The sequence below is a fragment of the Lysobacter sp. Soil_N_51 genome (genome assembly GCF_057655755.1).
This window is the reverse complement of sequence record NZ_JBDGLR010000016.1, coordinates 21,599-43,223: the sequence shown is the minus strand read 5'-3', so window position 1 is coordinate 43,223 and position 21,625 is coordinate 21,599. Positions and strand designations below refer to the sequence as shown.

The following is a 21,625-nucleotide window of genomic DNA, read 5'->3' as shown; positions in this document are numbered from 1 at the left end:
GGGACATCCATGTCCCGGTGGCGCACGGCGTGCATCCTGCACGCCGCCCTTCGGGTGTGCTGTTGCTAACGCGAGTTCGATGCCTCGCAGCGCTGGATGAACTGCGCGGCTTCCAGCCCAAGCGGAAGCTACAAGCCTACCTGTAGGAGCGGCGCAAGCCGCGACCACGCCACAGCGGCTACGACGAGCCTAACGCCACCCTCAAGCCGTCATCCCCGCGAAGGCGGGGATCCATGGCTCCATCGCGGCATTCCTATGAAGTCGAGCGCACGCATGAACACGCGGCGTGCATGCATTCGCAACCATATTCATCACGGCCGAACGAAAACCCAAACCCCAAAACGAAACAGCCCTCCCTCGCTTGCGCGAGAGAGGGCCGCATAGGCAAAGCAACCCGACCCTCAACGCCCGTCGAGCAACACGTTCAACGTCGTCGCATCCAACGCACCCCGCTTCTGCCCGAGCTTGAGCAACATCGCCTCCAGATCGCCCGCCGCCGCCGAAGTGCGCGTCGACGCCGTTGCCGACTTCAGCTCGGTCGCCGGCGCGGTGTCGATACGCACCTGCCGGCCCTTGATCACCAGCGGCTGCGGCTTGGCCTTGGCACTCGAACCGCCGACATGCTCGATCAGGATGCCGTTGTAGCCCAGCACCGGGTCGGGCGCGGCGCCGGACTGCGCGGGCGCGGCCATCGCATTCGCCAAACGGGTTTCGATCGCGCGTAGCGAGGCTGCGTCGGTCACGGTGATGGTCGGGTCGGGGCGACCGGAATAGACCAGGTAGGTGATCTTCACCCCGGGCGCGTCGGCGGCCAGGGCGAAGGCGGGCGCGGCCAGCAACAACAGGCCGGCGAACAGGGTCTTGAACGAGCGCTGGGACATGGATCCTCCGTGAGCCGCGAACTGGGATGAGGCGCGTGCAGTCGGTCGACGCTTAGTTGATCTGTTCATGGCCGCTGCCCTCGATGCTGTCGGACCACACGCGGAAGAATCCGCAGAAATCCGTGTAGGCACCGCGATTGGCGGTGCGCGGGTCGGTGATCTCGTTGCCGGAATTGTCGCGGTTGGTCGCCGCGGTGCCGCCGGGTTTGTGGGTCCACTTGTTGTTGGCATCGCGCCGGTACCAGTGATAGTCGTAATTCGGTCCGACCACCAGCGCGGCGATGTTCTTGTAGCTGCTGGCGTTGATCAGCGTGTCGGCGACCGGTTCCAGGCCGTCGCGCACCGCCGCGGCGTGCACTGCGGCGCAGGTGATCGAGCTGTACATCGAACCGGCGGCGCGGCCGGGCTGGGCGAAGGTGTTGGTGGCGCGCGCGTTGGCGTAGTTGTAGCAGTTGTTGTTGCGCTGGCGGGTGCTGCCGTCGTTCCAGTACGTCGGCTGGAAGGTGGTGCGGCCCGGGGCCATGATGTCGCCCAGGCCGCCGCTGGCGTCGGCCGGCAGCGCGCGGTTGTAGACCAGCACCTCGTCGGCGCGGTCGTTGAAGCGGTAGGACGGGAGGTTCATGTGCCCGCCGATCTGGAACGGCAGGGCCGTGTTGTCGATGTTGGCCAACATCGGCGAGGGCTGCGTGGTGGCGCGGCGGCCGTCGATGTAGAACGAGATGGTGTACGGCGCGCTGCTGCGATTGACCACCGCGGCGACGTGATGCCAGCGGTTCGGCGACATCGTCAGGCTGCCGTCGGAGACGTAGTTGGCCCAGGTGGTGCCGTCGTTGAGTTGCAGCAACACATTGCGACCCTGGTCGACACCGAACGCATAACCGCGACCGCTGCCGCCGCCGCGGTTTTCGATCAGGGTCTTGACGCCCGATGACGTCGGCGCGGCCATACGGATCCACGCGGCGAGGGTGAAGCTGCCGGTGCCGAAGTTGAGGTTCGACGAATTAGGCACTTCCACATACTTGCCACCGCTCAGATCGGCCGACGTGCCCAGCCATCCCCACGACGACGCGGTACCGCCGAGCACCGTGCCGTTGCGGCCGTAGCCGCTGGTGTCGTAGGCGGTGTTGCCCGACAGGTCCAGATGCCACTCGCCGACCAGGCCGTTGGTCACCCGCGGTGGCGCCGCCTGGGCGGCGAGCGAAGGCGCGAGCGCGAGGCTCAGCGCCAGGAACCATGACGATCGATTCATACCGACTCCCTGGTGATCGCCCACGTCGGGCGTGGCGGGAATCTAGAAGCCGGATCGGGCCGCGACCGTGACTGCGCGCGCGGATCGCGCCGGTGTCATCGCTTCCGCTTATTGCGCTTCGCGCTTATGTGAGCGGCGGCGGCTTTGGAGCGGACCTGCGGGGTGAATGGTCCCGGGCGGTTTAGTTTTTTTGCTGCAGCCGAATTGCGCCCGTCAGGCGGCATCTGCGACATTCAGCGGCGGCGCCTTCCGATCGTTTCAAATCTGCCGGCGCTACGCCGATAACGAAGTATCTAGGCGGAACATCCCCCGCCAATAGACCTTGCGAATTCCGCAGTGGCGGAGAAGGACGCGCCCGGGATCGCCCGGCTTCGTGCATTTGTCGCGATGAAGCCCTGGATCCCCGCCTTCGCGGGGATGACGGTCAGGGAGAAATTTTCGTCGTAGTCGCGGCGGCGCGGTCGCGGCTCGCGCCGCTCCTACAGGTAGGCCATGCGGCTTTCGAGGTCAGGTTTCATTTCCAGCGCTGCGAAGCCAGTGACTTGCGAGAACAAAAGCACACCCGAAGGGCGGCGCACAGGGATGTGCGCCGTGCGTCACCGGGACAGGATGTCCCGTGTGGCGCATGCCTGCGGAAGCATTGATCGTGCGGGCCCTTGAGAGTGCAGTTAGCTTTCTTTTGTTGCTTTTGATCCTGCTTCAAGCTTTGAAAGCCTCAACATCCGCAAGGCCCGATTGTCTTCAACAAAAAACGAAACCGGAAAACCCAACGAATTGCCCGGCAATGGATGGCGGCACTTCCGCGAAAGCAGCCGCGCCAATAAGTCGCAGACCGCCAAACCCAGCCCGACTACACAACAGCTCGATGAAAAGCGGGCCGGCGTCCGAGGGATTACGCCGGCCCGCTCATTCAATGGTCGACCGCCGCCGCAGCGACAGTCACCGTCCCCAAGCTCAAACGTCCACTGGTGTCGCGCCCCACGTTCTGCGGCGCGATGCCCGGCCGCTCGCGCCAACTGTCGGCGAACGCCAGACGCAACGAATAACTGCCCGGCGCCAACGAAGCCGGCACCGTGGTCGCGCTGACCTGAGTGCTGGCCGCGGCGCCCGGCAACAACGCATTCAACGGAAAATCGAACGCCGCGCGAGCGCGCGTCGCGCCGCCCGCATCGACCCAGTGCAGTTCGGTCTGATAGACGTGATACAGCGGCGCCGAACCGGTGTTCTCGACGCTCAGCGTGACCGAGATCGGTGCGCCCGCGCGCATCGCATCGGGCCACACCGCTTGGCGCACGGTGAATTCGTAACCGAGCGCGCGCTTGATCGTGCGCATCTTGGCCGGAAACCCGCTGCCGGTGTTTTCGTGCTGACCGGCCGGGCCGAGCCAGCTGAAGTGATAACGCTTGAGCAGATCGACGATGTCGGCGGTGCGCGAGGTCCAGGTCTTCTTCTGATCCGCGTACGGGCTTTCGCCGCCGATCGGGTTGTGCTTCCAGTTTTCGCGCGCGGCCGGCACTTCGTTGCGCAAACCCCATTCCAGATTCCACCAACCGGTGTCGTCGCAGCGCGGCAGCTTCGGGCTGTAGGCGTTGCACATCGCGGTGAACGACGGAAAGAAGTCTTCGCTGATGCCGAAGTTCGTCCCGTCCAGATCGCTGCTGCGCGCGTAGCGGGTATGCACCGGCGTGAGCGTGAACGCGGCCGCGTAGGCGTTGCGCACCAGCGCGCGCGTGGTCGCGTCGGGCTCCCAGGCTTCGCAGCCGGAGGTATGCCATTCGCCCCAGAAACCGAGCAGGCCGACGTGGATCGCGGTGATGCGCGGGTCGCCGTCGTAGCGGCGGCCGAAGGCCTGGACGAACTGCTGCAACTGCTGGCGCATCGCCGGCGAATTGTATTCCGGCGCGCGTCCGGGACCGTCGCCGCCGCAACTGGTGTAGTCGTGCGCGGCGATGTTGAGCGGCGCGAGCTCCAGGAACTTCGGATAATCGCGTTCGAGCTGCCCTTCGGCCTGGTCGAAGTAATAGCTGATGTTGTTGGACGCGCCGTCGGGATAGTCGGCGACCGGGCGCAGCACGAAGGTCGCGTTCGGGTTTTCCTTGAGGATCGGTTCGAGATGGCGCTTCTCGAAACCGGCCCAGTCGTACTGTTCGTCGGCGGTTTCGATTTCGCGCCACGGCACGTAGATCTGGTACATCGACGCGCCGTAGTGATTGTCGGGCAGGCCGCCGTCGGCGCCGACGGTGGTGCCCCACAACAGGAAACCGCGATGCGGGTTGGACAGGTCGTCGTTGCTTTGCGGGGGCCGCAGTTCGCCGCAATGCGCGGGCATCATCGGCGACATCGAGGCCGCGGCGAGCAACGCCGCGGCCAGGATGCCGACGTGAGGCGGGGCAGGGGATCGCAGGCGCATGTTCGGTCCGCGAAACAGGGGGGAGGTGGCGCGCATCCTGGAGCGCGATCGCAACGCAGAGTTGGCGCGTGATCACATTCCCACGTGTCGAATGTTTTTATGTTCGGCTTCGGCGATGCGCATCACTTTTTGCTCTGGATAAACATTTCCAAAGGGCTTTGCCGGTTTCAGTTGCTGCCAATTTTCGGCGAGTCGCGTGCGTGCGATCCGTTGTCGCGATCGGCGGCGCGGACACGATGCGCGCCTGTGCGCCGATCCGATTCGCTTGATCCGATTCACGAGAACACCGTGTCGCCGCCGGTCGCACGCGTCGTCGCGCGCCGCCTCAGCCGCGATCGCAACCTGACCGGCGCTTGAAGTCGCGGCCCCCTCGACCGCGCGGGTCGCTTGGATCGCAAGCGCGCGGCCCGATGTCTATGCTGGATCGAACGGACGCGAGAGATGCAGATGGCAAAACCGACCGACACCCGCAAAGTGTTGCTGCTGCACGGCATCTGGATGCCGGGCGTGTCGATGGCTTGGCTCGGCGCGCGGCTGGCCGCGGCCGGCTTCGAGCCCGAGGTGTTCGCCTACGCCGGGGCCGGCGGCGGCCCGGAGGCGACTCTGCCGCGGCTGGTCGAACGGCTGCGGCGCGAACCGGCCCACGTGCTCGCCCACAGCCTGGGCGGGTTGATCACCCTGACCGCATTGCGCGAACACCCCGAGCTGCCGGTGAAACGGGTGGTCTGCCTGGGCTCGCCGCTGTGCGGCAGTTCCGCCGCCGACGGCCTGGCCCGGCATGCCTGGAGCGCGCCGATGCTCGGCCGCGCCGCGCAACTGCTGCAGGCCGGTTGCCCGCCGTGGCAGGGCGCGGCGCAGATCGGCCTGATCGCCGGCTGCAGCCCGCGCGGCCTGGGCCGCTATTTCGGCCGTTTCGACGGCGACAGCGACGGCACCGTGGCGGTGTCGGAGACGCGCCTGCCCGGTCTGGCCGCGCACGAGGTGATCGAGGCCAGCCACAGTGGGTTGCTGTTTTCGGCTCAGGCCGCGCGCATGGCCGAGACCTTCTTCCGCCGCGGCCGCTTCGCCGACTGAGGCGGGGCGGGCCTTCGCGGCCGATCCGGTCGCCCGGCGGACGGCGGACGGCGGCTTTCGGCCCGGCGCGAGCCCGGTTTGGCGGCCCGACCGGGACAAACCCAAACCCGCCGAGCGAAAACCGCATTCCAAGCCCCGGCGGACAGGCCCGATCGAGTAAAATCGCCGGCTTGTTCACACGACACGTCCGGTCACGCCATGGGTAGAGGTCCTTCGATCGAAGCACGCAAGAACGCCGAAGACGCGCGTCGCGGCAAGATCTTCACCAAGATCATCCGCGAAATCAGCGTCGCGGCGCGTTCCGGCGGCGGCGATCCCAACAGCAACCCGCGGCTGCGCAGCGCCATCGACAAGGGCCTGTCGGCGAACATGACCAAGGACGTGATCGAGCGCGCGGTCAAGAAAGCCACCGGCGCGCTGGAAGGCGTGGAATACGAGGAAATCCGCTACGAGGGCTACGCCCCGGGCGGCGTGGCGGTGATCGTCGACTGCCTGACCGACAACAAGGTCCGCACCGTCGCCGACGTGCGCCATGCGTTCGGCAAGTTCGGCGGCAACCTCGGCACCGACGGCTCGGTGTCCTTCATGTTCGCCAAACGCGGCGTGCTGTGGTTCGACGCTGGTTCGGACGAGGAAAAGATCACCGAAGTGGCGATCGAGGCCGGCGCCGACGACGTGGTGGTCTACCCCGAGGACGGTTCGATCGACGTGCTGACCGCGCCCGACGCGTTCGAGGCGGTCAAGGCGGCGATGGAGGCAGCCGGGCTGAGCCCGGGCGAGGCCCAGGTCACCCTGCGCGCCGACAACAACATCGCCGTCGCCGGCGAAACCGGCCAGCAGGTGGTCAAGCTGCTGAACTGGCTGGAAGACATCGACGACGTGCAGAACGTGTATTCGAACGCGGATCTGGCTGAAGACGCATATGTCTGAGGCCGGGATTCGGGAGTCGGGATTCGGGAATCGGGCAAAGCAACGGCTTTGGCTCGCCGATGACCGGCCGATTGCGATGGGTTCCTGAAGCCCGCGATGTCGATTCCCGATTCGCCATTCCCGATTCCCGCTGGCGCCACCCGCATCCTCGGCATCGATCCGGGTTCGCAGCGCACCGGTCTGGGCGTGATCGACGTGGGCGGCGACGGGCGCTGCGCGTTCGTGCATGCGCGCGCGCTCAAGCTGCTCGACGCCGATGACTTTCCGTCGCGGCTGGGCTTGCTGTGCGAGGGGCTGGAAGCGGCGCTGGACGAATTCCAGCCGCAGCAGGTCGCGATCGAAACCGTGTTCATGGACAAGTCCGCGATGTCGGCGCTCAAGCTGGGCCATGCCCGCGGCGCGGCGCTGGCGACGGTGGTGCGGCGGCGGATTCCGATCAGCGAGTACGCGCCGCGAGTCATCAAGCAGTCGCTGGTCGGGCGCGGCGCGGCCGACAAGCAACAGGTCCAGCACATGGTGCGGCTGTTGCTGAATATTCCCGAAGTGAAGCTGCAGGCCGACGCCGCCGACGCGCTTGCGGTGGCGCTGACCCATGCCCACATGAGTGCTACCGCGCGACGTACCGGCATTTCCACCCTCGACCTGCGCAGGCGCGGGACCTGAGTGAGCGCCGCCTTGCGCCAGCTCGCCACCGTTGCCGTCGCCGTCCGATGCGATGCGGTCGCGCCGTCGCCGCGACGGGTAGGGACTCGCGGCCGCGTTCGCGTTGTGGCTGACGTCACCGGGCGTTTGGTCGCTGTGCGTTTGGTCGGCGGGTATTTCGTTTCTTGCGTGCGACGCGCCGTCCTGCGGGCCGGCGGGTCGCCGATCCTATTGGGAGTTCGCGCGTGATCGGTCGTCTCAAAGGCATCATCGTGCACAAGCAGCCGCCGTGGCTGGTGGTCGACGTCCATGGCGTGGGCTACGAGCTGGAAGCGCCGATGAGCACGTTCTACGATCTGCCCGAACTCGGCCGCGAAGTGGCCTTGTTCACTCACTACGCGCAGAAGGAAGACAGCGTGTCGCTGTACGGCTTCCTGCGCGAGGCCGAGCGGCGCCTGTTCCGCGATGTGCAGCGGGTCAGCGGCATCGGCGCGAAGATCGCGCTGGCGGTGTTGTCGGGCGTGCCGGTCGAGGAGTTCGCGCGCCTGGTCCAGGCCGGCGACGTGACCGCGCTGACCCGCATTCCCGGCATCGGCAAGAAGACCGCCGAACGCATGGTGGTCGAACTGCGCGACCGCGCCGCCGACCTGGCCGGCTCCGGCGCCACCTTCACCAGCGCCGGCGTGCCGGCCGATCCGCAGAGCGAAGCCACCGTCGCCCTGCAGCAACTGGGCTACAAACCGGTCGAAGCCGCGCGCATGGCGCGCGAAGCGACCGCCGCCGGCGACGATGCCGCCGCCATCATCCGCAAAGCGCTAAAGTCCGCGCTTCGTTGAGCCAAGGCGGGTCTCCGCCCCGGAACCACGCGAAATGTCCTCCACTGTTCCCTCCAGTCCGAAAGACGCTCACGGCCACAAGGCCGCGAACGGACATGATTCAGGCCACCACGGCTCCAAGAAGGGGCTACCCGGATTGGTCGTGGGCGCGATCGGCGTCGTCTTCGGCGACATCGGCACCAGCCCGCTGTACACGCTCAAGGAAGCGTTCTCGCCGCACTTCGGCCTGACCGGCAACCACGACACCGTGCTGGGCATCCTGTCGCTGGTGTTCTGGGCGCTGATGATCGTGGTCACGCTGAAGTACGTGACCATCATCATGCGCGCCGACAACGACGGCGAAGGCGGGATCATGGCGCTGATGACCCTGGCCCAGCGCACCCTGGCCAAGGGCGGGCGCTCGGCCTATGTGGTCGGCATCCTCGGCATCTTCGGCGCGTCGCTGTTCTTCGGCGACAGCGTCATCACTCCGGCGATCTCGGTGCTCGGCGCGGTCGAGGGCCTGGAGGTCGCCGCGCCCGGCCTGCATCGCTTCATCGTGCCGATCACCGTGGCGATTCTGGTCATGGTGTTCATGGCCCAGCGTTTCGGCACCGAGAAGGTCGGCAAGGTGTTCGGGCCGATCACGATGGTCTGGTTCGTCTCGCTGGCGGCGATCGGCATCTACAACATCGTCCAGAGCCCGGAAGTGTTCAAGGCGCTGAACCCGTTGTGGGCGATGCGTTTCTTCATGGAGCACGGCTCGCATTCGGTGCTCATCCTCGGCGCAGTGGTGCTGGCGGTGACCGGCGGCGAGGCGCTGTACGCCGACATGGGCCACTTCGGCCCGCGGCCGATCCGCTACGCCTGGTACACGATGGTGCTGCCCTGTCTGATGCTGAATTACCTCGGCCAGGGCGCGTTCGTGCTGAACCACCCCGAGGCGGTCAAGAACCCCTTCTTCGAAGCGGTGCCGGCATGGGCGCTGTATCCGATGATCGTGTTGGCGACGATGGCCGCGGTAATCGCCTCGCAGGCGGTGATCACCGGCGCGTATTCGGTCGCGCGTCAGGCCATGCAGCTGGGCTACATCCCGCGCATGCAGATCAAGCACACCTCCAGCGACACCATCGGCCAGATCTACGTGCCCTACATCAACTGGGTGCTGGCGATCACCGTGATCGGCGTGGTCCTGGCGTTCCGCAGCTCGACCGCGTTGGCGACCGCGTACGGCATCTCGGTGTCGGCGACGATGCTGATCGATACCCTGCTGCTGGCCCTGGTCGCGCGCGCGCTGTGGCCGCGCTGGCGCAAGTGGGTGCTGCCGGCGTGCGTGGTGTTCTTCGCCGTCGATGTCGGCTTCGTCATCGCCAACGGCGCCAAGTTCTTCCAGGGCGCGTGGTTCCCGGTGGTGCTGGGCCTGGTGGTGTTCACCCTGCTGCGCACCTGGCGCCGCGGCCGCGAGCTGCTGCACGAGGAAGTGCGCAAGGAAGGCATCCAGCTCGACAGCTTCCTGCCCGGCCTGATGCTGGCGCCGCCGGCGCGCGTGCCCGGCACCGCGGTGTTCATGACCGCCGACAAGGGCGTGGTGCCGCATGCGCTGCTGCACAACCTCAAGCACAACAAGGTCCTGCACGAACGCAACGTGTTCCTGACCGTGGAAACCCTCGGCGTGCCGTACGCGCCCAAGGACAAGCGGCTCAAGATCGAGGCGATCGGCAACGATTTCTATCGCGTGCTGATCCGCTTCGGCTTCATGGAAGTGCCCGACGTGCCGCTGGCGCTGATGCGCTCGTGCGACGCCGGCGGCATTTATTTCGACCCGATGGACACGACCTACTTCGCCAGCCGCGAAACCGTGGTCGCCAGCCGCCATCGCGGCATGCCGATCTGGCGCGACCGCCTGTTCGCCTTCATGCACCGCAACGCGGCGCCGGCGACCGGGTTCTTCCGGATTCCGGGCAACCGGCTGGTCGAGCTGGGCGCGCAGGTCGAGATCTGAACCATGGCGCGCGCGTCGTCGCCGCGGTGGATGGTGTACGGTCGCGCGCCGTCGTTGGACACGTTCTGGGACGAAGAACTCAACCTCGGCCGGGTGCCGGCGACGGATGAGGCGATCGCCGCCGTGCAGGCCCGGTTGGACATCGTCCTGCCGTCCTGGCTGCGCCGCCTGTACGCCCGCTACGACGGCGGCGCGGTGCGGATGGCGCGCGCCGCCAGCCTGGACGCCCCCGACGATTGGATGAAGGCCGATTGGCTGGTGCCGCGCGCGCGCCTGCTGCCGTTGGGCGAATGGTTTTCCTTCGCCGGATTGCGCCTGCGCGAGGAGTATCGCGACGATGCCTACGCCGCCCTGGCCGCCGACGACCGCCGCCTGATCGCCATCGCGATCGACGAGCACAACAAGACCTTGTGCCTGGACTACTCCGCCGATGGCGAACCGGCGATCGTATGGACCGATCACCGGCGACGCCTGCGCGAGTACGCCGATGTCGCGCACTGGCTCGCCGATCTGGTCGACCTGCAGTTCTGGAGCTCGGCGCTGCAGGCGCGGCACGATCCGGCGATGACGCTGGACTGGCGGCCCGAACCGCCGAGCCTGGGCACGTTCTGGAGCGGTCCGGGCTTTTGGACCGACGCCAGCGGCGCGCCCGCGCCCGAGGATGCGATCGCCGCCGCCGAAGCACGACTGGGCGTGCGCCTGCCGGCGTTGCTGCGCGCGCTGTACCGGCGCCAGGACGGCGGCTACACCCGCTTCGAATGGGCGCCGCTGAGCCGCCATCCTTCGCGCAATCACTACGATTGGGAAAGCGTCGTGCCCGATCGCTATCTCTGCTCGCTCGGCCGTCTGCGCACGCTGGCGGAGGTGGCCAGCGACTTCCAGGACGGCACCGAGTTGCACAGCTTCGCCCGCATGCACGCGCGGTGCGAGCGGATCGTGGTGCTGGCGATGCACAACATCAACTGGATGTTGTGCCTGGACTACCGCGAGCGCGGCCCCACGCAGGAGCCGGACGTGGTGTATTTCGAGTACTTCGACGAGCTCGTTCCGCTTTACCGCGCGCGCGATTTCGAGCGCTTCTTCGCCGCTCTGCGCCAGGCCGAGTTGGAATAACCGCCCCGTTGCACGCAGGCAAGCCGCTTCGCGGAACGCTGCGGTGCATTCGCGCCGGCCGGGAATAACCGTTCCACCGGCGGCGGCGACGCGCGCGACGCGCTTGCCTAGCCTCGTGCCGACTCCTATCGATCCCGAGGCCAGACATGTCCGACCCGCGCGCATTCGTCATCCAGCAGGCCGACGCCGAAACCATGGCCGGCAACGGCACCCAGTTGTGGTTGTTGGCCGACGCCAGCGATTGCTGCGGCGCGCTCGGCGCCAACCGGCTGCGCCTGCAGCCGGGCGCGGCCGGGGCCCGGCCGCATCTGCACAAACGCTCCAGCGAAGCGTTCTATGTACTGGAAGGCACCCTGGAGATGGTGATCGACGGCGAAACCGTGCGGGTGGAGCAGGGCGGCTATGCGGTGATTCCGCCCGGCGTGGTCCATTCCTTCGCCGCCACCGCCGGCGAGGTCGCCGATGTCTTCATCACGCTGACCCCGGGCGTGGAACGATTCGAATACTTCCGCATGCTGCCGGCGATTCTGCGCGGCGAGGTCGATGCGCAGACGCTGGCGCAGGTCCACGAGCGCTTCGACGTGCATTTCGTCTGAGCCGGGCGGCCCCCAGGCGGGCCATCGGGTATCGCAGCGCACGCGAGGCCGGCCAGACCGCGAAATCCGCGCCGCGCCGCGATCGGCGCGCGCCAAACCTAGGTGCGCGCGCCGTCCCATGCGAACATATCGGCATGAACGATCCGCGCATCATCGCCCCAGGCGCCACCCGCGAGGACGACGCCATCGAGGCGTCGATCCGGCCCAAGCGCCTGGACGAATACCTCGGCCAGCAACCGGTGCGCGAGCAGCTCAAGATCTACATCGAAGCGGCCAAGCAGCGCGGCGAGGCGATGGATCACGTGCTGATCTTCGGCCCGCCCGGCCTGGGCAAGACCACGCTGAGCCACGTCATCGCCAACGAACTGGGCGTCAACCTGCGCCAGACCTCCGGCCCGGTGATCGAAAAGGCCGGCGATCTGGCCGCGCTGCTGACCAACCTGCAGCCGCACGATGTGCTGTTCGTCGACGAAATCCATCGGCTTTCGCCGGTGGTCGAGGAAATCCTCTACCCGGCGATGGAGGACTACCAGATCGACATCATGATCGGCGAAGGCCCCGCCGCGCGTTCGATCAAGCTCGACCTGCCGCCGTTCACCCTGATCGGCGCGACCACCCGCGCCGGCCTGCTGACCGCGCCGCTGCGCGACCGCTTCGGCATCACCCAGCGGCTGGAGTTCTACAACGCCGAGGAGCTGACCCGGATCGTGCGCCGCTCCTCGCAGATCCTCGGCATCGCCTGCGCGCCCGAGGGCGCGGCTGAAATCGCCCGGCGTTCGCGCGGCACCCCGCGCATCGCCAACCGCCTGCTGCGGCGGGTGCGCGATTACGCCCAGGTCCGCGCCGGCGGTTTCATCGACCGCGACGTCGCCGATGCGGCGATGCTGATGCTCAAGATCGATCCGGAGGGGTTCGACGACCTCGACCGGCGCCTGCTGCGGACCATCATCGAATCCTTCGACGGCGGCCCGGTCGGGGTGGAATCGCTGGCCGCCGCGCTCAGCGAGGAGCGCGGCACGCTCGAAGACGTGATCGAACCGTTCCTGATCCAGCAGGGCTATCTGATCCGCACCGCGCGCGGCCGCATGGCCACGCCCAAGGCCTACCGTCTGATGGGCCTGAAACCGCGGGTGGAAAACGTCAGCCTGTTCGACCAGGAGCCCGAGGCATGAGCTTCGCGGCGATGGCGCAAGGAGCTCGCTCTTGACCTGCGAATCCCCAATCCCCAATCCCGAATCCCGGCTATTCAGTTGGCCGACACGCGTGTATTGGGAAGATACCGACGCGGGCGGTCTGGTCTATCACGCCCAGTACCTGGCGTTCCTGGAGCGCGCGCGGACCGAATGGGTGCGCGCGCTCGGATACGGCCAAGATGGTCTGCGCCGCGATCACGGATTGCTGTTCGTGGTCGCCGGCATGCAGATCGGCTTCCTCAAACCGGCGCGACTGGACGATGCGCTGGAGGTCACGGTGGAACTGCGGCGTTGCCGCCGCGCCAGCCTGATCTTCGCGCAGAGCGTGCTGCGCGGGCCGGATCGGCTGATCAGCGCGGAGGTCCGGGTCGCCGCGGTGGACGCGCAGCATCAGCGTCCCTGCGCGATCCCGCCGGCGCTTTACGCGCAGTTGCTGGCGCGGCAGGTTGCCGACAACGGGGCCTGAGCCTCGCTCATCGGCGCGCGCCGCATCGGCGTCGCCGGCCGGCCACCGCTGCTTCACTGCGATGATTCATACCGACAATTCACGAAAATTGCCAAGAACATTGCTGAAATAGACTCATACGCTGCAACCCCACCACCTCCCGCGGCTCGTTACTCCCCACGGACCGCGCAGCCCCACCACAGGCCCGCGCATCGGGCTACGGAGAACCAAGCATGACGTCATCGCTGATCGCGCTTCTGGCCACCACGGTACAAGCCCTGCCGGAGGAAGCCGTGCAGGCGGTGACCGATGGCGCTCAAGCCGCGGGCAAGGCCACCACCGAATTCAGCCTGTGGCCGCTGATCGCCAACGCCAGCATCCCGGTCCAGCTCATCATGGGCCTGCTGGTGATCGCCTCGATCACCTCGTGGGTGATCATCTTCCGCAAATGGCGGGTGATCCGCCGCGCGCGCATCGAAGCCGATCATTTCGAAGAACGCTTCTGGTCCGGCGCCGAGTTGTCCAAGCTGTATGCCGGCACCACCGAGCGCAGCCGCAGCGTCGGCGGCCTGGAAGCGATCTTCGAAGCCGGTTTCCGCGAATTCAACCGCATCCGCCAGCGTCGCGGCGTCGACGCGCGCGCCCAGCTCGAAGGCGCGCAGCGGGCGATGCGCGCGACCGGTTCGCGCGAACTCGACGGCCTGGAACACAACCTCGAACTGCTGGCCAACATCGGCTCGACCTCGCCCTACATCGGCCTGGTCGGCACCGTGTTCGGCATCATGGTGACCATGCATTCGCTGGTGTCGGCGTCCAAGCAGGTCGGCATCGCCGACGTCGCGCCGGGCATTTCCGAGGCGCTGCTGGCGACCGCGATGGGCCTGTTCGTGGCGATCCCGGCGGTGTGGGCCTACAACCGCTACGCCACCAGCGTGGAGCGCCTGGCGGTGCGTTACGACGCGTTCTCCGAAGAGTTCTCCTCGATCCTGCAGCGCCAGACCCATCTGGACGAGTGATGCGGCCCGCGTCAACTCACCCGCACTGCCGCCCGCGCTCAGCGCGACCGCTGCGTTCCGCCCCGTGCGAACGCGACGCGTAACCGAGGAACCCCGTCATGTCCGGCACTGTCGTCCGCCGCCGCAAGCGTAAGCTCAAGTCCGAGATCAACGTCGTTCCGTACATCGACGTGATGCTCGTGCTGTTGATCATCTTCATGGTGACCGCGCCGTTGCTCACCCTGGGCATCGACGTCGATCTGCCCAAGTCCAACGCCAAGTCGATCGAGACCAAGAACGACCCGGTGGTGGTGCAGATCGACGACAAGGGCAACTTCTTCCTCGCGGTCAAGGCCGGCAGCAACGAAGCGGTGAGCAAGGAAACCCTGGCGACCAAGGTCGGCGCGCTGGTCAAGCAGAACGGCAAGGAAAAGCTGCAGGTCTACATCGCCGGCGATGGCCGTTCGAACTATCAGCCGATCATGGATGCGATGAACATCCTCAAGGACGCCGGCGTGGAGAAAGTCGGCCTGATGAGCCAGCCCGAGAAGGGCGCGAAGAAATGAGGGAAACCCGCGCCGACACCGTGCAGGCGATCGGGCTGGCCTTGCTGTTGCACGGCCTGCTGATCGCCGCCATTTTCCTGGGCATGCTCTGGAACTGGAACAGCAAGCAGGTGTCCGCGGCGGGCTCGCCGATGTCCTCGGAACTGGCCGATGTCAGCGACCTGTCGGCGGCGATGCAGCGCACCTTGCGCAACCGCCCCAAGCCGGTCGATCCGCTGCCGCAGCCCGAGCCCGAAGACAGCGCGCCGTTGCCGCAGCCGATTCCCGAGCCCAAGCCGCAGGACGCGCCCGCGCCGCAGCAGCAATCGCCGCAGGATTTCATTCCGGTGCCGGATGAGACGACGCAGGAGCAGGTGGTCGACACGCCGACCGCGAACCCCAGCGAAGAACAGAGGATCCAGGAAGCCAAGGCCAAGCAGGAACAGGTCGACCTGACCGAGCAGAAGCGCCAGGAAGAGGCGCAGCAGCAAAAGCGCCTGGCCGAGGAGCAGCAGGAGCGCGACAAGGCGCTGGAGAAGATCCGCGCCGAACGCGCCAGGCTGCAGAAGCAGAGCGAACTGGCCGAACAGAAGCTGCAGCAGCTCGCCGACGCGCGCGCCAGCCGCGCCAGCCAGAACGTCGCCGCCGCCACGCCGACGCCGGGCCCTACCGGCAATCAAGGCGTCGATGCCGGCCTGATGGCGCGTTATCAGGCCGCGATCCAGGAAGCGGTGCTGTCGAAATGGTCGCGTCCCGATACCGTGCCGCTGGGCGCGCGCTGTCGCTTGATCATTCGCCAGTTGCCCGGCGGCCGGGTCAATTCAGCCGAAGTGGTCGAACCCTGCGCCTATGACGAACAAGGCCGGCGTTCGATCGAAGCGGCGGTGCTCAAGGCGCAGCCCTTGCCGTATGCCGGATTCGAGTCGGTGTTCAGCCGTCAGCTCAACATCAACTTCACCGCGCAGGATCGCTGAGCATGGACTTATCCGTGGTCGGTCGAAGGGACAGCGCGCGCGCGATCGTCGGCCGGCGCCGCGCGATGGCATTGAGCCTGCTGATCGCGCTGCCGTGGTCCGCGCAGGCGGCCAAGCCATCGAGCCAGACCGCCGAACAGATCTCGCGGCAGGGTCAGGCCAGCCAGAGCGCGCAGTTTTGCCAGGCCTATCCCGAGCGCTGCGTCGCGCAGAACAACCTGCGCTACGCCGAAGTGCTGCGCGACGCGATCCTGGCCAAGTGGAGCCCGCCGGCCGGCCTGGCCGCGGACACGAGCTGCATCCTCGACCTGCGCCAGACCTCGGGCGGGCGGGTGACATCGGTGCAGGCGGTCGAGCCCTGCGGTTTCGATGCGGCCGCTCGCGACTCCATCGAAGCCGCGGTCCTCAAGGCCCAGCCGCTGCCGTACGAGGGATATGAGCAGGTGTTCCGCCCGCAGTTGCGGTTGCAGATCAATGCGCCGGACCCGGACGGCGACGCCAAACCCAGCCGCTGGCGCCGGCTCCGCGACCGCATGGACGCAATCCGCGACCGTTGAGCGCGATCGCGGTCCGCGCAGAAAGTGGATTCAAAACGACTTTTAGGGTCGATTTCGTCACCTGATCCGAACATTTGCGACCGTTTGGCCGAATTTTCGCATCCGGACCGCAAATTGACCCCGGGTTTTGAGCCCACGTTCACCCAGCAGCGTTAACAATGCCGAACCTGAACAAACCCCCGTTGAACCCCACGGAGTGCCGATGAAACGACCCCTGCGCTGGCTGGCTTGTCTGCTGGCAGTCCTGCTTCCCTTCGCCGCCGCGGCCCAGCAGCAAGGGTTGGAGATCGATGTCGTCGGCGGCAACGCCTCGGCCCTGCCGATCGCCGTGGTGCCCATGCCCTACCAGGGCGGCGGCGCCGCGCCGCCCACCGACATCGCCGAAGTGGTGCGCAACGACCTCAACCGTTCCGGCCAGTTCCGCGGCCTGCCGGTCGAGCAGATGACCGCCAAGCCGACCAAGGGCAGCGAGATCAGCTATCCGGATTGGCGCGCGCTCAACCAGGACTATCTGGTGGTCGGCCGCGTCGCCGATGCCGGCGCCGGCACCTATCGGGTCGAGTACGAGCTGTTCGACGTGGCCAAGCAGCAGCGCCTGCTCGGGTTCGCGTTGACCGCGCGTTCCAACGCGATGCGCGACGTGGCGCACCAGATCGCCGACGCGGTCTACGAGAAGATCACCGGCGTGCGCGGCGCGTTCTTCACCCGCATCGCCTACGTCACCGCGACCGGGTTGGGCCGTGGCAGCAACTACGCGCTCATGGTCGCCGACTCCGACGGCTACAACCCGCAGACCGTGGTGCGCTCGCCCGAGCCGCTGCTGTCGCCGTCGTGGAGCCCGGACGGCAACCGCCTGGCTTACGTCAGCTTCGAAGGCGGCAATTCGTCGATCTACATCCAGAACATCGGCACCGGTAGCCGCGAGCTGATCGCCAAGTTCCGCGGCATCAACGGCGCCCCGGCGTTCTCGCCGGATGGCCGTCGCCTGGCCCTGACCCTGTCGCGCAGCGGCAATCCGGAGATCTACGTGATGGATCTGGGCAGCAAGGCGCTGACCCAGCTGACCAACCACTTCGGCATCGACACCGAGCCGACCTGGTCGGCCGACGCCAGCAAGATCTATTTCACCTCCGACCGCGGCGGCAAGCCGCAGATCTACCAGGTCTCGGCCAGCGGCGGCGGCGCCACCCGGGTCACCTTCCAGGGCAGCTACAACGCCAGCGCCAGCGTCTCGTTCGACGGCAAGAAGATCGCCACCGCGCAGGGCGCCGGAAACAACTACCGGATCGCGATGATGGACTCCAGCCTGGGCTCGCCGCGCTGGAGCACCTTGTCGCCCGGTTCGCTGGACGAGTCGCCGAGCTTTGCCCCGAATGCCTCCATGATCATTTATGCTGCGCGCGAAGGACGCCGTGGCGTGCTCTATGCCGTTTCCGCCGATGCCCGGGTGCGCCAGCGCCTGGTGCTGGCCGACGGCGATGTGCGCGAACCGGCCTGGGGGCCGTACAGGCTGCCGCGCTAAGGCGCCGGCCACACCCCAACGCGCAGATTCGCGCCACCCAACGCGCCAGACCCCCGAACAACTCCTGCCCCACCTGACGAGGAATACCCCATGAACAACGCTGCCCGCATCCTGCTCGTCGCCGTGCTCTGCACCGCGGCCGTCGCCTGCTCGAAGAAGGTCAAGGAAACCATCCCGACCGACAACGGCCCGGGTTCCACCACGACCCAGCCCGGCGGCGACACCGGTCCGGTCGCCTCCGGCGCCTACGGCCCGAACGATCTGGACACCGACGCCTGCCTGCGTCAGCGCGTGGTCTACTTCGACCTCGACCAGGATTCGCTCAAGCCCGAGTTCCAGGCCATCGTCGGCTGCCACGCCAAGTACCTGCGCGACCGTCCGTCCTCGCGCATGACCCTGGAAGGCAACGCCGACGAACGCGGCAGCCGCGAGTACAACCTCGGCCTGGGCGAGCGTCGCGGCAACGCGGTGTCCTCGGCGGTCCAGGCCAACGGCGGTTCGGGCAGCCAGATCACCGTGACTTCCTACGGCGAAGAGCGTCCGGTCTGCACCGAGTCCAACGAAGATTGCTGGGCCAAGAACCGTCGCGTCGAAATCGTCTACACCGCCAAGTAATAGGCTGGCGATGAAGTGACCGCGGCGATGCGAATCGCCGCGGCACGACGGGCCGGGGCTCACGCTTCGGCAAGCAGGCATGACCGATAGAACAACGAAGGCTGACCCAGCGATGCGTAAATTCGCACTAGCCTTGGCGATCGTGGCGGCCACAACGGCCGCCACGCCCGCATTTGCCCAGCGCGCCAGCCTCGCCGACCGCGTCGCGGTCCTCGAACAGCGCGCCTCGGACAACCAGGCCAATCTCGATCTGCTCAACCAGGTCAACCAGCTCAAGAGCGAGCTGCAGTCCTTGCGCGCCCAGGTCGAGGAATTGCAGCAACAGCACAAGCAACTGCAAGACAGCAGCAAAGCCGAATATCTGGACACCGACAACCGCTTGAACCGCCTCGAAGGCGGAGTCGGCGCGCCGGTGCCCGGAGCCGCGCCGCAGCCGCAAGCGTCCGTTCCCGCGCCGCCGCCTCCGGCGGTCCGGGACAGCGCGCCGGTGGTGCACGGCGACGCCGGACTGGTCGCCCAGAGCGGCGACGAACGCGCTGCCTACGACGCCGCGTTCAACGTGCTCAAGTCCGGTCAGTACGCCGAATCGGCGCGGCTGTTCCAGGAATTCCTGAGCGTCCACCCGAGCGGCACCTATGCGCCGAACGCGTTGTACTGGCTCGGCGAAAGCTATTACGTCACCCAGAATTATCAGCTCGCGCAGGAGCAGTTCCAGACCCTGCTCGATCGCTATCCGACCCATGACAAGGCCGCCGGCGCCCTGCTCAAGGTCGGCCTGGCCCAGTTCGGCCTGAAACAGATCGATGCCGCCGAGCGCACGCTCGCCGATGTCGCCAACCGCTATCCCGGCACCGACGCCGCCCGCACAGCCGTCGATCGCCTCAACGCGATCCAGCTGAGCCGGCTGCGCAACTAAGGCTCCCATGAACGCCGTTGTCACCCAGACGGCCGATGCGCCGTCCGAGCGCCTGCGGCTGACCGAAATCTTCTTGTCGCTGCAGGGCGAGTCCAACAGCATCGGCTGGCCGACCGTGTTCGTGCGCCTGACCGGCTGCCCGCTGCGCTGCCAGTACTGCGACACCGCCTACGCCTTCCACGGCGGCCAGTGGTGGGACTTCGACGCGATCCTGGCCGAAGTCGCCCAACACGGCGCGCGCCACGTCTGCGTGACCGGCGGCGAGCCGCTGTCGCAAAAGCGCTGCATCCAGTTGCTGGAAAAACTCTGCGACGCCGGCTATGCAGTGTCGCTGGAGACCTCCGGCGCGATCGACATCGGCCCGGTCGACCCGCGCGTATCGCGCATCGTCGACATCAAGACCCCCGATTCCATGGAGGTCCACCGCAACCTGTGGAGCAACCTGCCGCTGCTGACCGCGCACGACCAGATCAAGTTCGTGATCTGCAGCCGCGAGGATTACGAGTGGTCGAAGGCCATCGTCGCCGAGCACGGCCTGACCGCGATCTGCGACGTGCTGTTCTCGCCGAGTTTCACCCAGATCAAACCCAGCGACCTGGCCGACTGGATCGTCGCCGATCGCCTGCCGGTGCGGTTCCAGTTGCAGTTGCATAAGATTCTTTGGAATGACGAGCCGGGGCGGTGAGGGGCCGGGAATTGGGAGTTGGGAATCGGGAATCGTAAAAGCGGTTTCGTCGAGGTTTGACTGACTACCTCGATCCACGATCTACGATCCGCTATCCAATATCTGTCCTGGCGTCATGCCTCACACCGCTTCATATTCGCGGCCTAATCGTCCCCAGTCCCGCGTCACTCCGCTCGTCATTCCCGCGAAGGCGGGAATCCAGAGACTTTAGGTCTTTTGCACGAAGGCTATGCATGTTCGGCTCCACCGGATATCGGGGACTGCTTGGGATGTGGCGCTAAAGTCTCTGGATGTTCGGCTCCGCCGAAGTAAAGCAGAGCCCGCCTTCGCGGGAATGACGTTCTGGATGGGAGCGCGCTGAAGTCTTGAAGTCTTCAGGCCTCCGACTTGATCGAAGCAGGGCAGAACCCGTTTTCGCCAGAATAACGAGCAAAAACGTCAGCCCGCTGGTTTAGCCTTACCCGATTCCCGATTCCCGATTCCCGATTCCCGATTCCCGATTCCCGATTCCCGATTCCCGATTCCCGATTCCCGATTCCCCAATCCAGCGTCCCCGATCCAGAGCCCCGCACCCATGAAAAAAGCCGTCGTCCTCGTTTCCGGAGGCATGGACTCCGCCGTCGTCATCGCCATCGCGCGCGAGCAGGGCTTCGCCGTGCATGCGCTGAGCGTGCGCTACGGCCAGCGCCATACCTCCGAACTCGACGCCGCCGCATTGGTGGCGCAATCGCTCGGCGCGGTCGCGCACAAGACCGTCAGCGTCGACCTGCGCAGCATCGGCGGCTCGGCCCTGACCGACGAAAGCATCTCGGTGCCGCTCGACAACGACGGCCACGCGATCGGCGCGGCCGCGGCCAAGGACGACATCCCGGTCACCTACGTGCCGGCGCGCAACACCATCATGCTGTCGATCGCGCTGGGCTGGGCCGAAGTGCTCGGCGCCAACGACATCTTCTGCGGCGTCAACGCGGTCGACTACTCCGGCTACCCCGACTGCCGCTCCGAATTCGTCGAAGCCTTCGAGCGCCTGGCCAACCTGGCGACCAAGGCCGGCGTCGAAGGCGCCGGGCTGCGCGTGCAGGCCCCGCTGCAGTTCATGAGCAAGGCCGACATCGTCCGCGAGGGTGAGCGCCTGGGCGTGGATTTCAGCCAGACCGTCTCGTGCTACCAGGCCGACGACGCCGGCCGTGCCTGCGGCCACTGCGACGCCTGCCGCCTGCGCGCCGAAGGCTTCAGCGCCGCCGGCGTGGCCGACCCGACCCGTTACGTCTGATCGGCGCTTATCCCGCCGTCTGAACGAGCCCGGTCACCCGGGGCATGACGCCGCACCGCAGGCTTTGTTAGAATGCCCGACCCGGCGCAGGTCGGGACCGAATCACCCCGCATTCGGGCCGTTAGCTCAGTCGGTAGAGCAGAAGACTTTTAATCTTTTGGTCGAAGGTTCGAATCCTTCACGGCCCACCACA

The 21,625-nt window shown here is 66.8% G+C and carries 22 protein-coding genes and 1 tRNA gene; 20 read left to right on the top strand and 3 right to left on the bottom strand.

Going from position 1 to position 21,625, the window contains the following annotated elements; translation table 11 throughout:
• Positions 1 to 401: 401 nt before the first annotated feature.
• From AC3A4T_RS24090 to AC3A4T_RS24080, 3 genes are all read right to left on the bottom strand, one after another.
• Positions 402 to 881 (bottom strand): hypothetical protein, encoded by a 480-nt coding sequence (locus AC3A4T_RS24090; RefSeq protein WP_487677692.1) that lies wholly within the window; start codon positions 879 to 881, stop codon positions 402 to 404.
• Positions 882 to 933: 52 nt separating this feature from the next.
• Entirely contained in the window at positions 934 to 2,130 is a 1,197-nt protein-coding gene (locus tag AC3A4T_RS24085) for a LamG domain-containing protein (RefSeq protein ID WP_487677691.1), read from the bottom strand.
• 910 nt (positions 2,131 to 3,040) lie between these two features.
• Positions 3,041 to 4,540 (bottom strand): DUF4832 domain-containing protein, encoded by a 1,500-nt coding sequence (locus AC3A4T_RS24080; protein ID WP_487677690.1) that lies wholly within the window; start codon positions 4,538 to 4,540, stop codon positions 3,041 to 3,043.
• Between the two features lie 99 nt (positions 4,541 to 4,639).
• Between AC3A4T_RS24080 and AC3A4T_RS24075 the strand changes: the two genes are divergently transcribed.
• The 20 genes from AC3A4T_RS24075 (at position 4,640) to AC3A4T_RS23980 (ending at position 21,623) form a co-directional block, all read left to right on the top strand.
• Positions 4,640 to 4,897, top strand: a complete 258-nt coding sequence (locus AC3A4T_RS24075) for a hypothetical protein (RefSeq protein ID WP_487677689.1) — start codon at positions 4,640 to 4,642, stop codon at positions 4,895 to 4,897.
• A gap of 84 nt (positions 4,898 to 4,981) precedes the next feature.
• Positions 4,982 to 5,614, top strand: coding sequence for an esterase/lipase family protein (locus AC3A4T_RS24070; RefSeq protein WP_487677688.1), 633 nt, complete (start codon positions 4,982 to 4,984; stop codon positions 5,612 to 5,614).
• A gap of 198 nt (positions 5,615 to 5,812) precedes the next feature.
• Complete coding sequence (locus tag AC3A4T_RS24065; RefSeq protein WP_056105699.1) at positions 5,813 to 6,544, top strand: YebC/PmpR family DNA-binding transcriptional regulator; 732 nt, start codon at positions 5,813 to 5,815, stop codon at positions 6,542 to 6,544.
• A gap of 96 nt (positions 6,545 to 6,640) precedes the next feature.
• A complete protein-coding gene (ruvC, locus tag AC3A4T_RS24060) occupies positions 6,641 to 7,207 on the top strand; it encodes a crossover junction endodeoxyribonuclease RuvC (protein ID WP_487677687.1) in 567 nt (188 codons plus the stop codon).
• A 224-nt stretch (positions 7,208 to 7,431) separates the two neighbouring features.
• Entirely contained in the window at positions 7,432 to 8,022 is a 591-nt protein-coding gene (ruvA, locus tag AC3A4T_RS24055; protein ID WP_036107722.1) for a Holliday junction branch migration protein RuvA, read from the top strand.
• 34 nt (positions 8,023 to 8,056) lie between these two features.
• Positions 8,057 to 10,003: a potassium transporter Kup gene (locus AC3A4T_RS24050; RefSeq protein WP_487677686.1), complete on the top strand. Its 1,947-nt coding sequence runs from the start codon at positions 8,057 to 8,059 to the stop codon at positions 10,001 to 10,003.
• A 3-nt stretch (positions 10,004 to 10,006) separates the two neighbouring features.
• Positions 10,007 to 11,116: an SMI1/KNR4 family protein gene (locus tag AC3A4T_RS24045; protein WP_487677685.1), complete on the top strand. Its 1,110-nt coding sequence runs from the start codon at positions 10,007 to 10,009 to the stop codon at positions 11,114 to 11,116.
• A 146-nt stretch (positions 11,117 to 11,262) separates the two neighbouring features.
• Entirely contained in the window at positions 11,263 to 11,712 is a 450-nt protein-coding gene (locus AC3A4T_RS24040) for a cupin domain-containing protein (RefSeq protein ID WP_487677684.1), read from the top strand.
• A 134-nt stretch (positions 11,713 to 11,846) separates the two neighbouring features.
• Entirely contained in the window at positions 11,847 to 12,884 is a 1,038-nt protein-coding gene (gene ruvB / locus AC3A4T_RS24035) for a Holliday junction branch migration DNA helicase RuvB (protein WP_056105689.1), read from the top strand.
• Between the two features lie 31 nt (positions 12,885 to 12,915).
• On the top strand, positions 12,916 to 13,371 hold the full coding sequence (ybgC, locus tag AC3A4T_RS24030; protein ID WP_487677683.1) for a tol-pal system-associated acyl-CoA thioesterase: 456 nt from the start codon (positions 12,916 to 12,918) through the stop codon (positions 13,369 to 13,371).
• Between the two features lie 212 nt (positions 13,372 to 13,583).
• Complete coding sequence (tolQ, locus tag AC3A4T_RS24025; RefSeq protein WP_036107730.1) at positions 13,584 to 14,366, top strand: protein TolQ; 783 nt, start codon at positions 13,584 to 13,586, stop codon at positions 14,364 to 14,366.
• A gap of 98 nt (positions 14,367 to 14,464) precedes the next feature.
• Entirely contained in the window at positions 14,465 to 14,911 is a 447-nt protein-coding gene (gene tolR / locus AC3A4T_RS24020; protein WP_487677682.1) for a protein TolR, read from the top strand.
• The gene (gene tolA / locus AC3A4T_RS24015; RefSeq protein WP_487677681.1) at positions 14,908 to 15,864 is read left to right on the top strand and encodes a cell envelope integrity protein TolA; all 957 of its coding nucleotides are present in this window, start codon (positions 14,908 to 14,910) and stop codon (positions 15,862 to 15,864) included. Before tolR ends, tolA begins: the two co-directional genes overlap by 4 nt.
• 2 nt (positions 15,865 to 15,866) lie before the next feature.
• Complete coding sequence (locus tag AC3A4T_RS24010; protein ID WP_487677680.1) at positions 15,867 to 16,421, top strand: hypothetical protein; 555 nt, start codon at positions 15,867 to 15,869, stop codon at positions 16,419 to 16,421.
• A 202-nt stretch (positions 16,422 to 16,623) separates the two neighbouring features.
• Positions 16,624 to 17,943, top strand: a complete 1,320-nt coding sequence (gene tolB, locus AC3A4T_RS24005; protein WP_215495524.1) for a Tol-Pal system beta propeller repeat protein TolB — start codon at positions 16,624 to 16,626, stop codon at positions 17,941 to 17,943.
• Positions 17,944 to 18,033: 90 nt separating this feature from the next.
• The gene (pal, locus tag AC3A4T_RS24000) at positions 18,034 to 18,558 is read left to right on the top strand and encodes a peptidoglycan-associated lipoprotein Pal (RefSeq protein WP_487677679.1); all 525 of its coding nucleotides are present in this window, start codon (positions 18,034 to 18,036) and stop codon (positions 18,556 to 18,558) included.
• Positions 18,559 to 18,670: 112 nt separating this feature from the next.
• On the top strand, positions 18,671 to 19,474 hold the full coding sequence (gene ybgF, locus AC3A4T_RS23995) for a tol-pal system protein YbgF (protein ID WP_487677678.1): 804 nt from the start codon (positions 18,671 to 18,673) through the stop codon (positions 19,472 to 19,474).
• A gap of 7 nt (positions 19,475 to 19,481) precedes the next feature.
• Positions 19,482 to 20,159, top strand: a complete 678-nt coding sequence (gene queE / locus AC3A4T_RS23990) for a 7-carboxy-7-deazaguanine synthase QueE (RefSeq protein WP_487677677.1) — start codon at positions 19,482 to 19,484, stop codon at positions 20,157 to 20,159.
• A gap of 574 nt (positions 20,160 to 20,733) precedes the next feature.
• On the top strand, positions 20,734 to 21,432 hold the full coding sequence (gene queC, locus AC3A4T_RS23985; RefSeq protein WP_487677676.1) for a 7-cyano-7-deazaguanine synthase QueC: 699 nt from the start codon (positions 20,734 to 20,736) through the stop codon (positions 21,430 to 21,432).
• Between the two features lie 115 nt (positions 21,433 to 21,547).
• Positions 21,548 to 21,623, top strand: a tRNA-Lys gene (locus AC3A4T_RS23980).
• Positions 21,624 to 21,625: the final 2 nt, after the last annotated feature.

What these genes read in the sequence shown, in the direction of transcription:
- AC3A4T_RS24075 (WP_487677689.1), top strand. Translation starts at nt 4,640, where the DNA reads ATGTTCGGCTTCGGCGATGCGCATCACTTTTTGCTCTGGATAAACATT.
- AC3A4T_RS24090 (WP_487677692.1), bottom strand. Translation starts at nt 881, where the DNA reads ATGTCCCAGCGCTCGTTCAAGACCCTGTTCGCCGGCCTGTTGTTGCTG.
- AC3A4T_RS24045 (WP_487677685.1), top strand. Translation starts at nt 10,007, where the DNA reads ATGGCGCGCGCGTCGTCGCCGCGGTGGATGGTGTACGGTCGCGCGCCG.
- queC (WP_487677676.1), top strand. Translation starts at nt 20,734, where the DNA reads ATGAAAAAAGCCGTCGTCCTCGTTTCCGGAGGCATGGACTCCGCCGTC.
- pal (WP_487677679.1), top strand. Translation starts at nt 18,034, where the DNA reads ATGAACAACGCTGCCCGCATCCTGCTCGTCGCCGTGCTCTGCACCGCG.
- AC3A4T_RS24010 (WP_487677680.1), top strand. Translation starts at nt 15,867, where the DNA reads ATGGACTTATCCGTGGTCGGTCGAAGGGACAGCGCGCGCGCGATCGTC.
- AC3A4T_RS24040 (WP_487677684.1), top strand. Translation starts at nt 11,263, where the DNA reads ATGTCCGACCCGCGCGCATTCGTCATCCAGCAGGCCGACGCCGAAACC.
- tolR (WP_487677682.1), top strand. Translation starts at nt 14,465, where the DNA reads ATGTCCGGCACTGTCGTCCGCCGCCGCAAGCGTAAGCTCAAGTCCGAG.
- AC3A4T_RS24085 (WP_487677691.1), bottom strand. Translation starts at nt 2,130, where the DNA reads ATGAATCGATCGTCATGGTTCCTGGCGCTGAGCCTCGCGCTCGCGCCT.
- AC3A4T_RS24050 (WP_487677686.1), top strand. Translation starts at nt 8,057, where the DNA reads ATGTCCTCCACTGTTCCCTCCAGTCCGAAAGACGCTCACGGCCACAAG.
- tolB (WP_215495524.1), top strand. Translation starts at nt 16,624, where the DNA reads ATGAAACGACCCCTGCGCTGGCTGGCTTGTCTGCTGGCAGTCCTGCTT.
- tolQ (WP_036107730.1), top strand. Translation starts at nt 13,584, where the DNA reads ATGACGTCATCGCTGATCGCGCTTCTGGCCACCACGGTACAAGCCCTG.
- AC3A4T_RS24080 (WP_487677690.1), bottom strand. Translation starts at nt 4,540, where the DNA reads ATGCGCCTGCGATCCCCTGCCCCGCCTCACGTCGGCATCCTGGCCGCG.
- queE (WP_487677677.1), top strand. Translation starts at nt 19,482, where the DNA reads ATGAACGCCGTTGTCACCCAGACGGCCGATGCGCCGTCCGAGCGCCTG.
- tolA (WP_487677681.1), top strand. Translation starts at nt 14,908, where the DNA reads ATGAGGGAAACCCGCGCCGACACCGTGCAGGCGATCGGGCTGGCCTTG.
- ruvC (WP_487677687.1), top strand. Translation starts at nt 6,641, where the DNA reads ATGTCGATTCCCGATTCGCCATTCCCGATTCCCGCTGGCGCCACCCGC.
- AC3A4T_RS24065 (WP_056105699.1), top strand. Translation starts at nt 5,813, where the DNA reads ATGGGTAGAGGTCCTTCGATCGAAGCACGCAAGAACGCCGAAGACGCG.
- ybgF (WP_487677678.1), top strand. Translation starts at nt 18,671, where the DNA reads ATGCGTAAATTCGCACTAGCCTTGGCGATCGTGGCGGCCACAACGGCC.
- ruvB (WP_056105689.1), top strand. Translation starts at nt 11,847, where the DNA reads ATGAACGATCCGCGCATCATCGCCCCAGGCGCCACCCGCGAGGACGAC.
- AC3A4T_RS24070 (WP_487677688.1), top strand. Translation starts at nt 4,982, where the DNA reads ATGCAGATGGCAAAACCGACCGACACCCGCAAAGTGTTGCTGCTGCAC.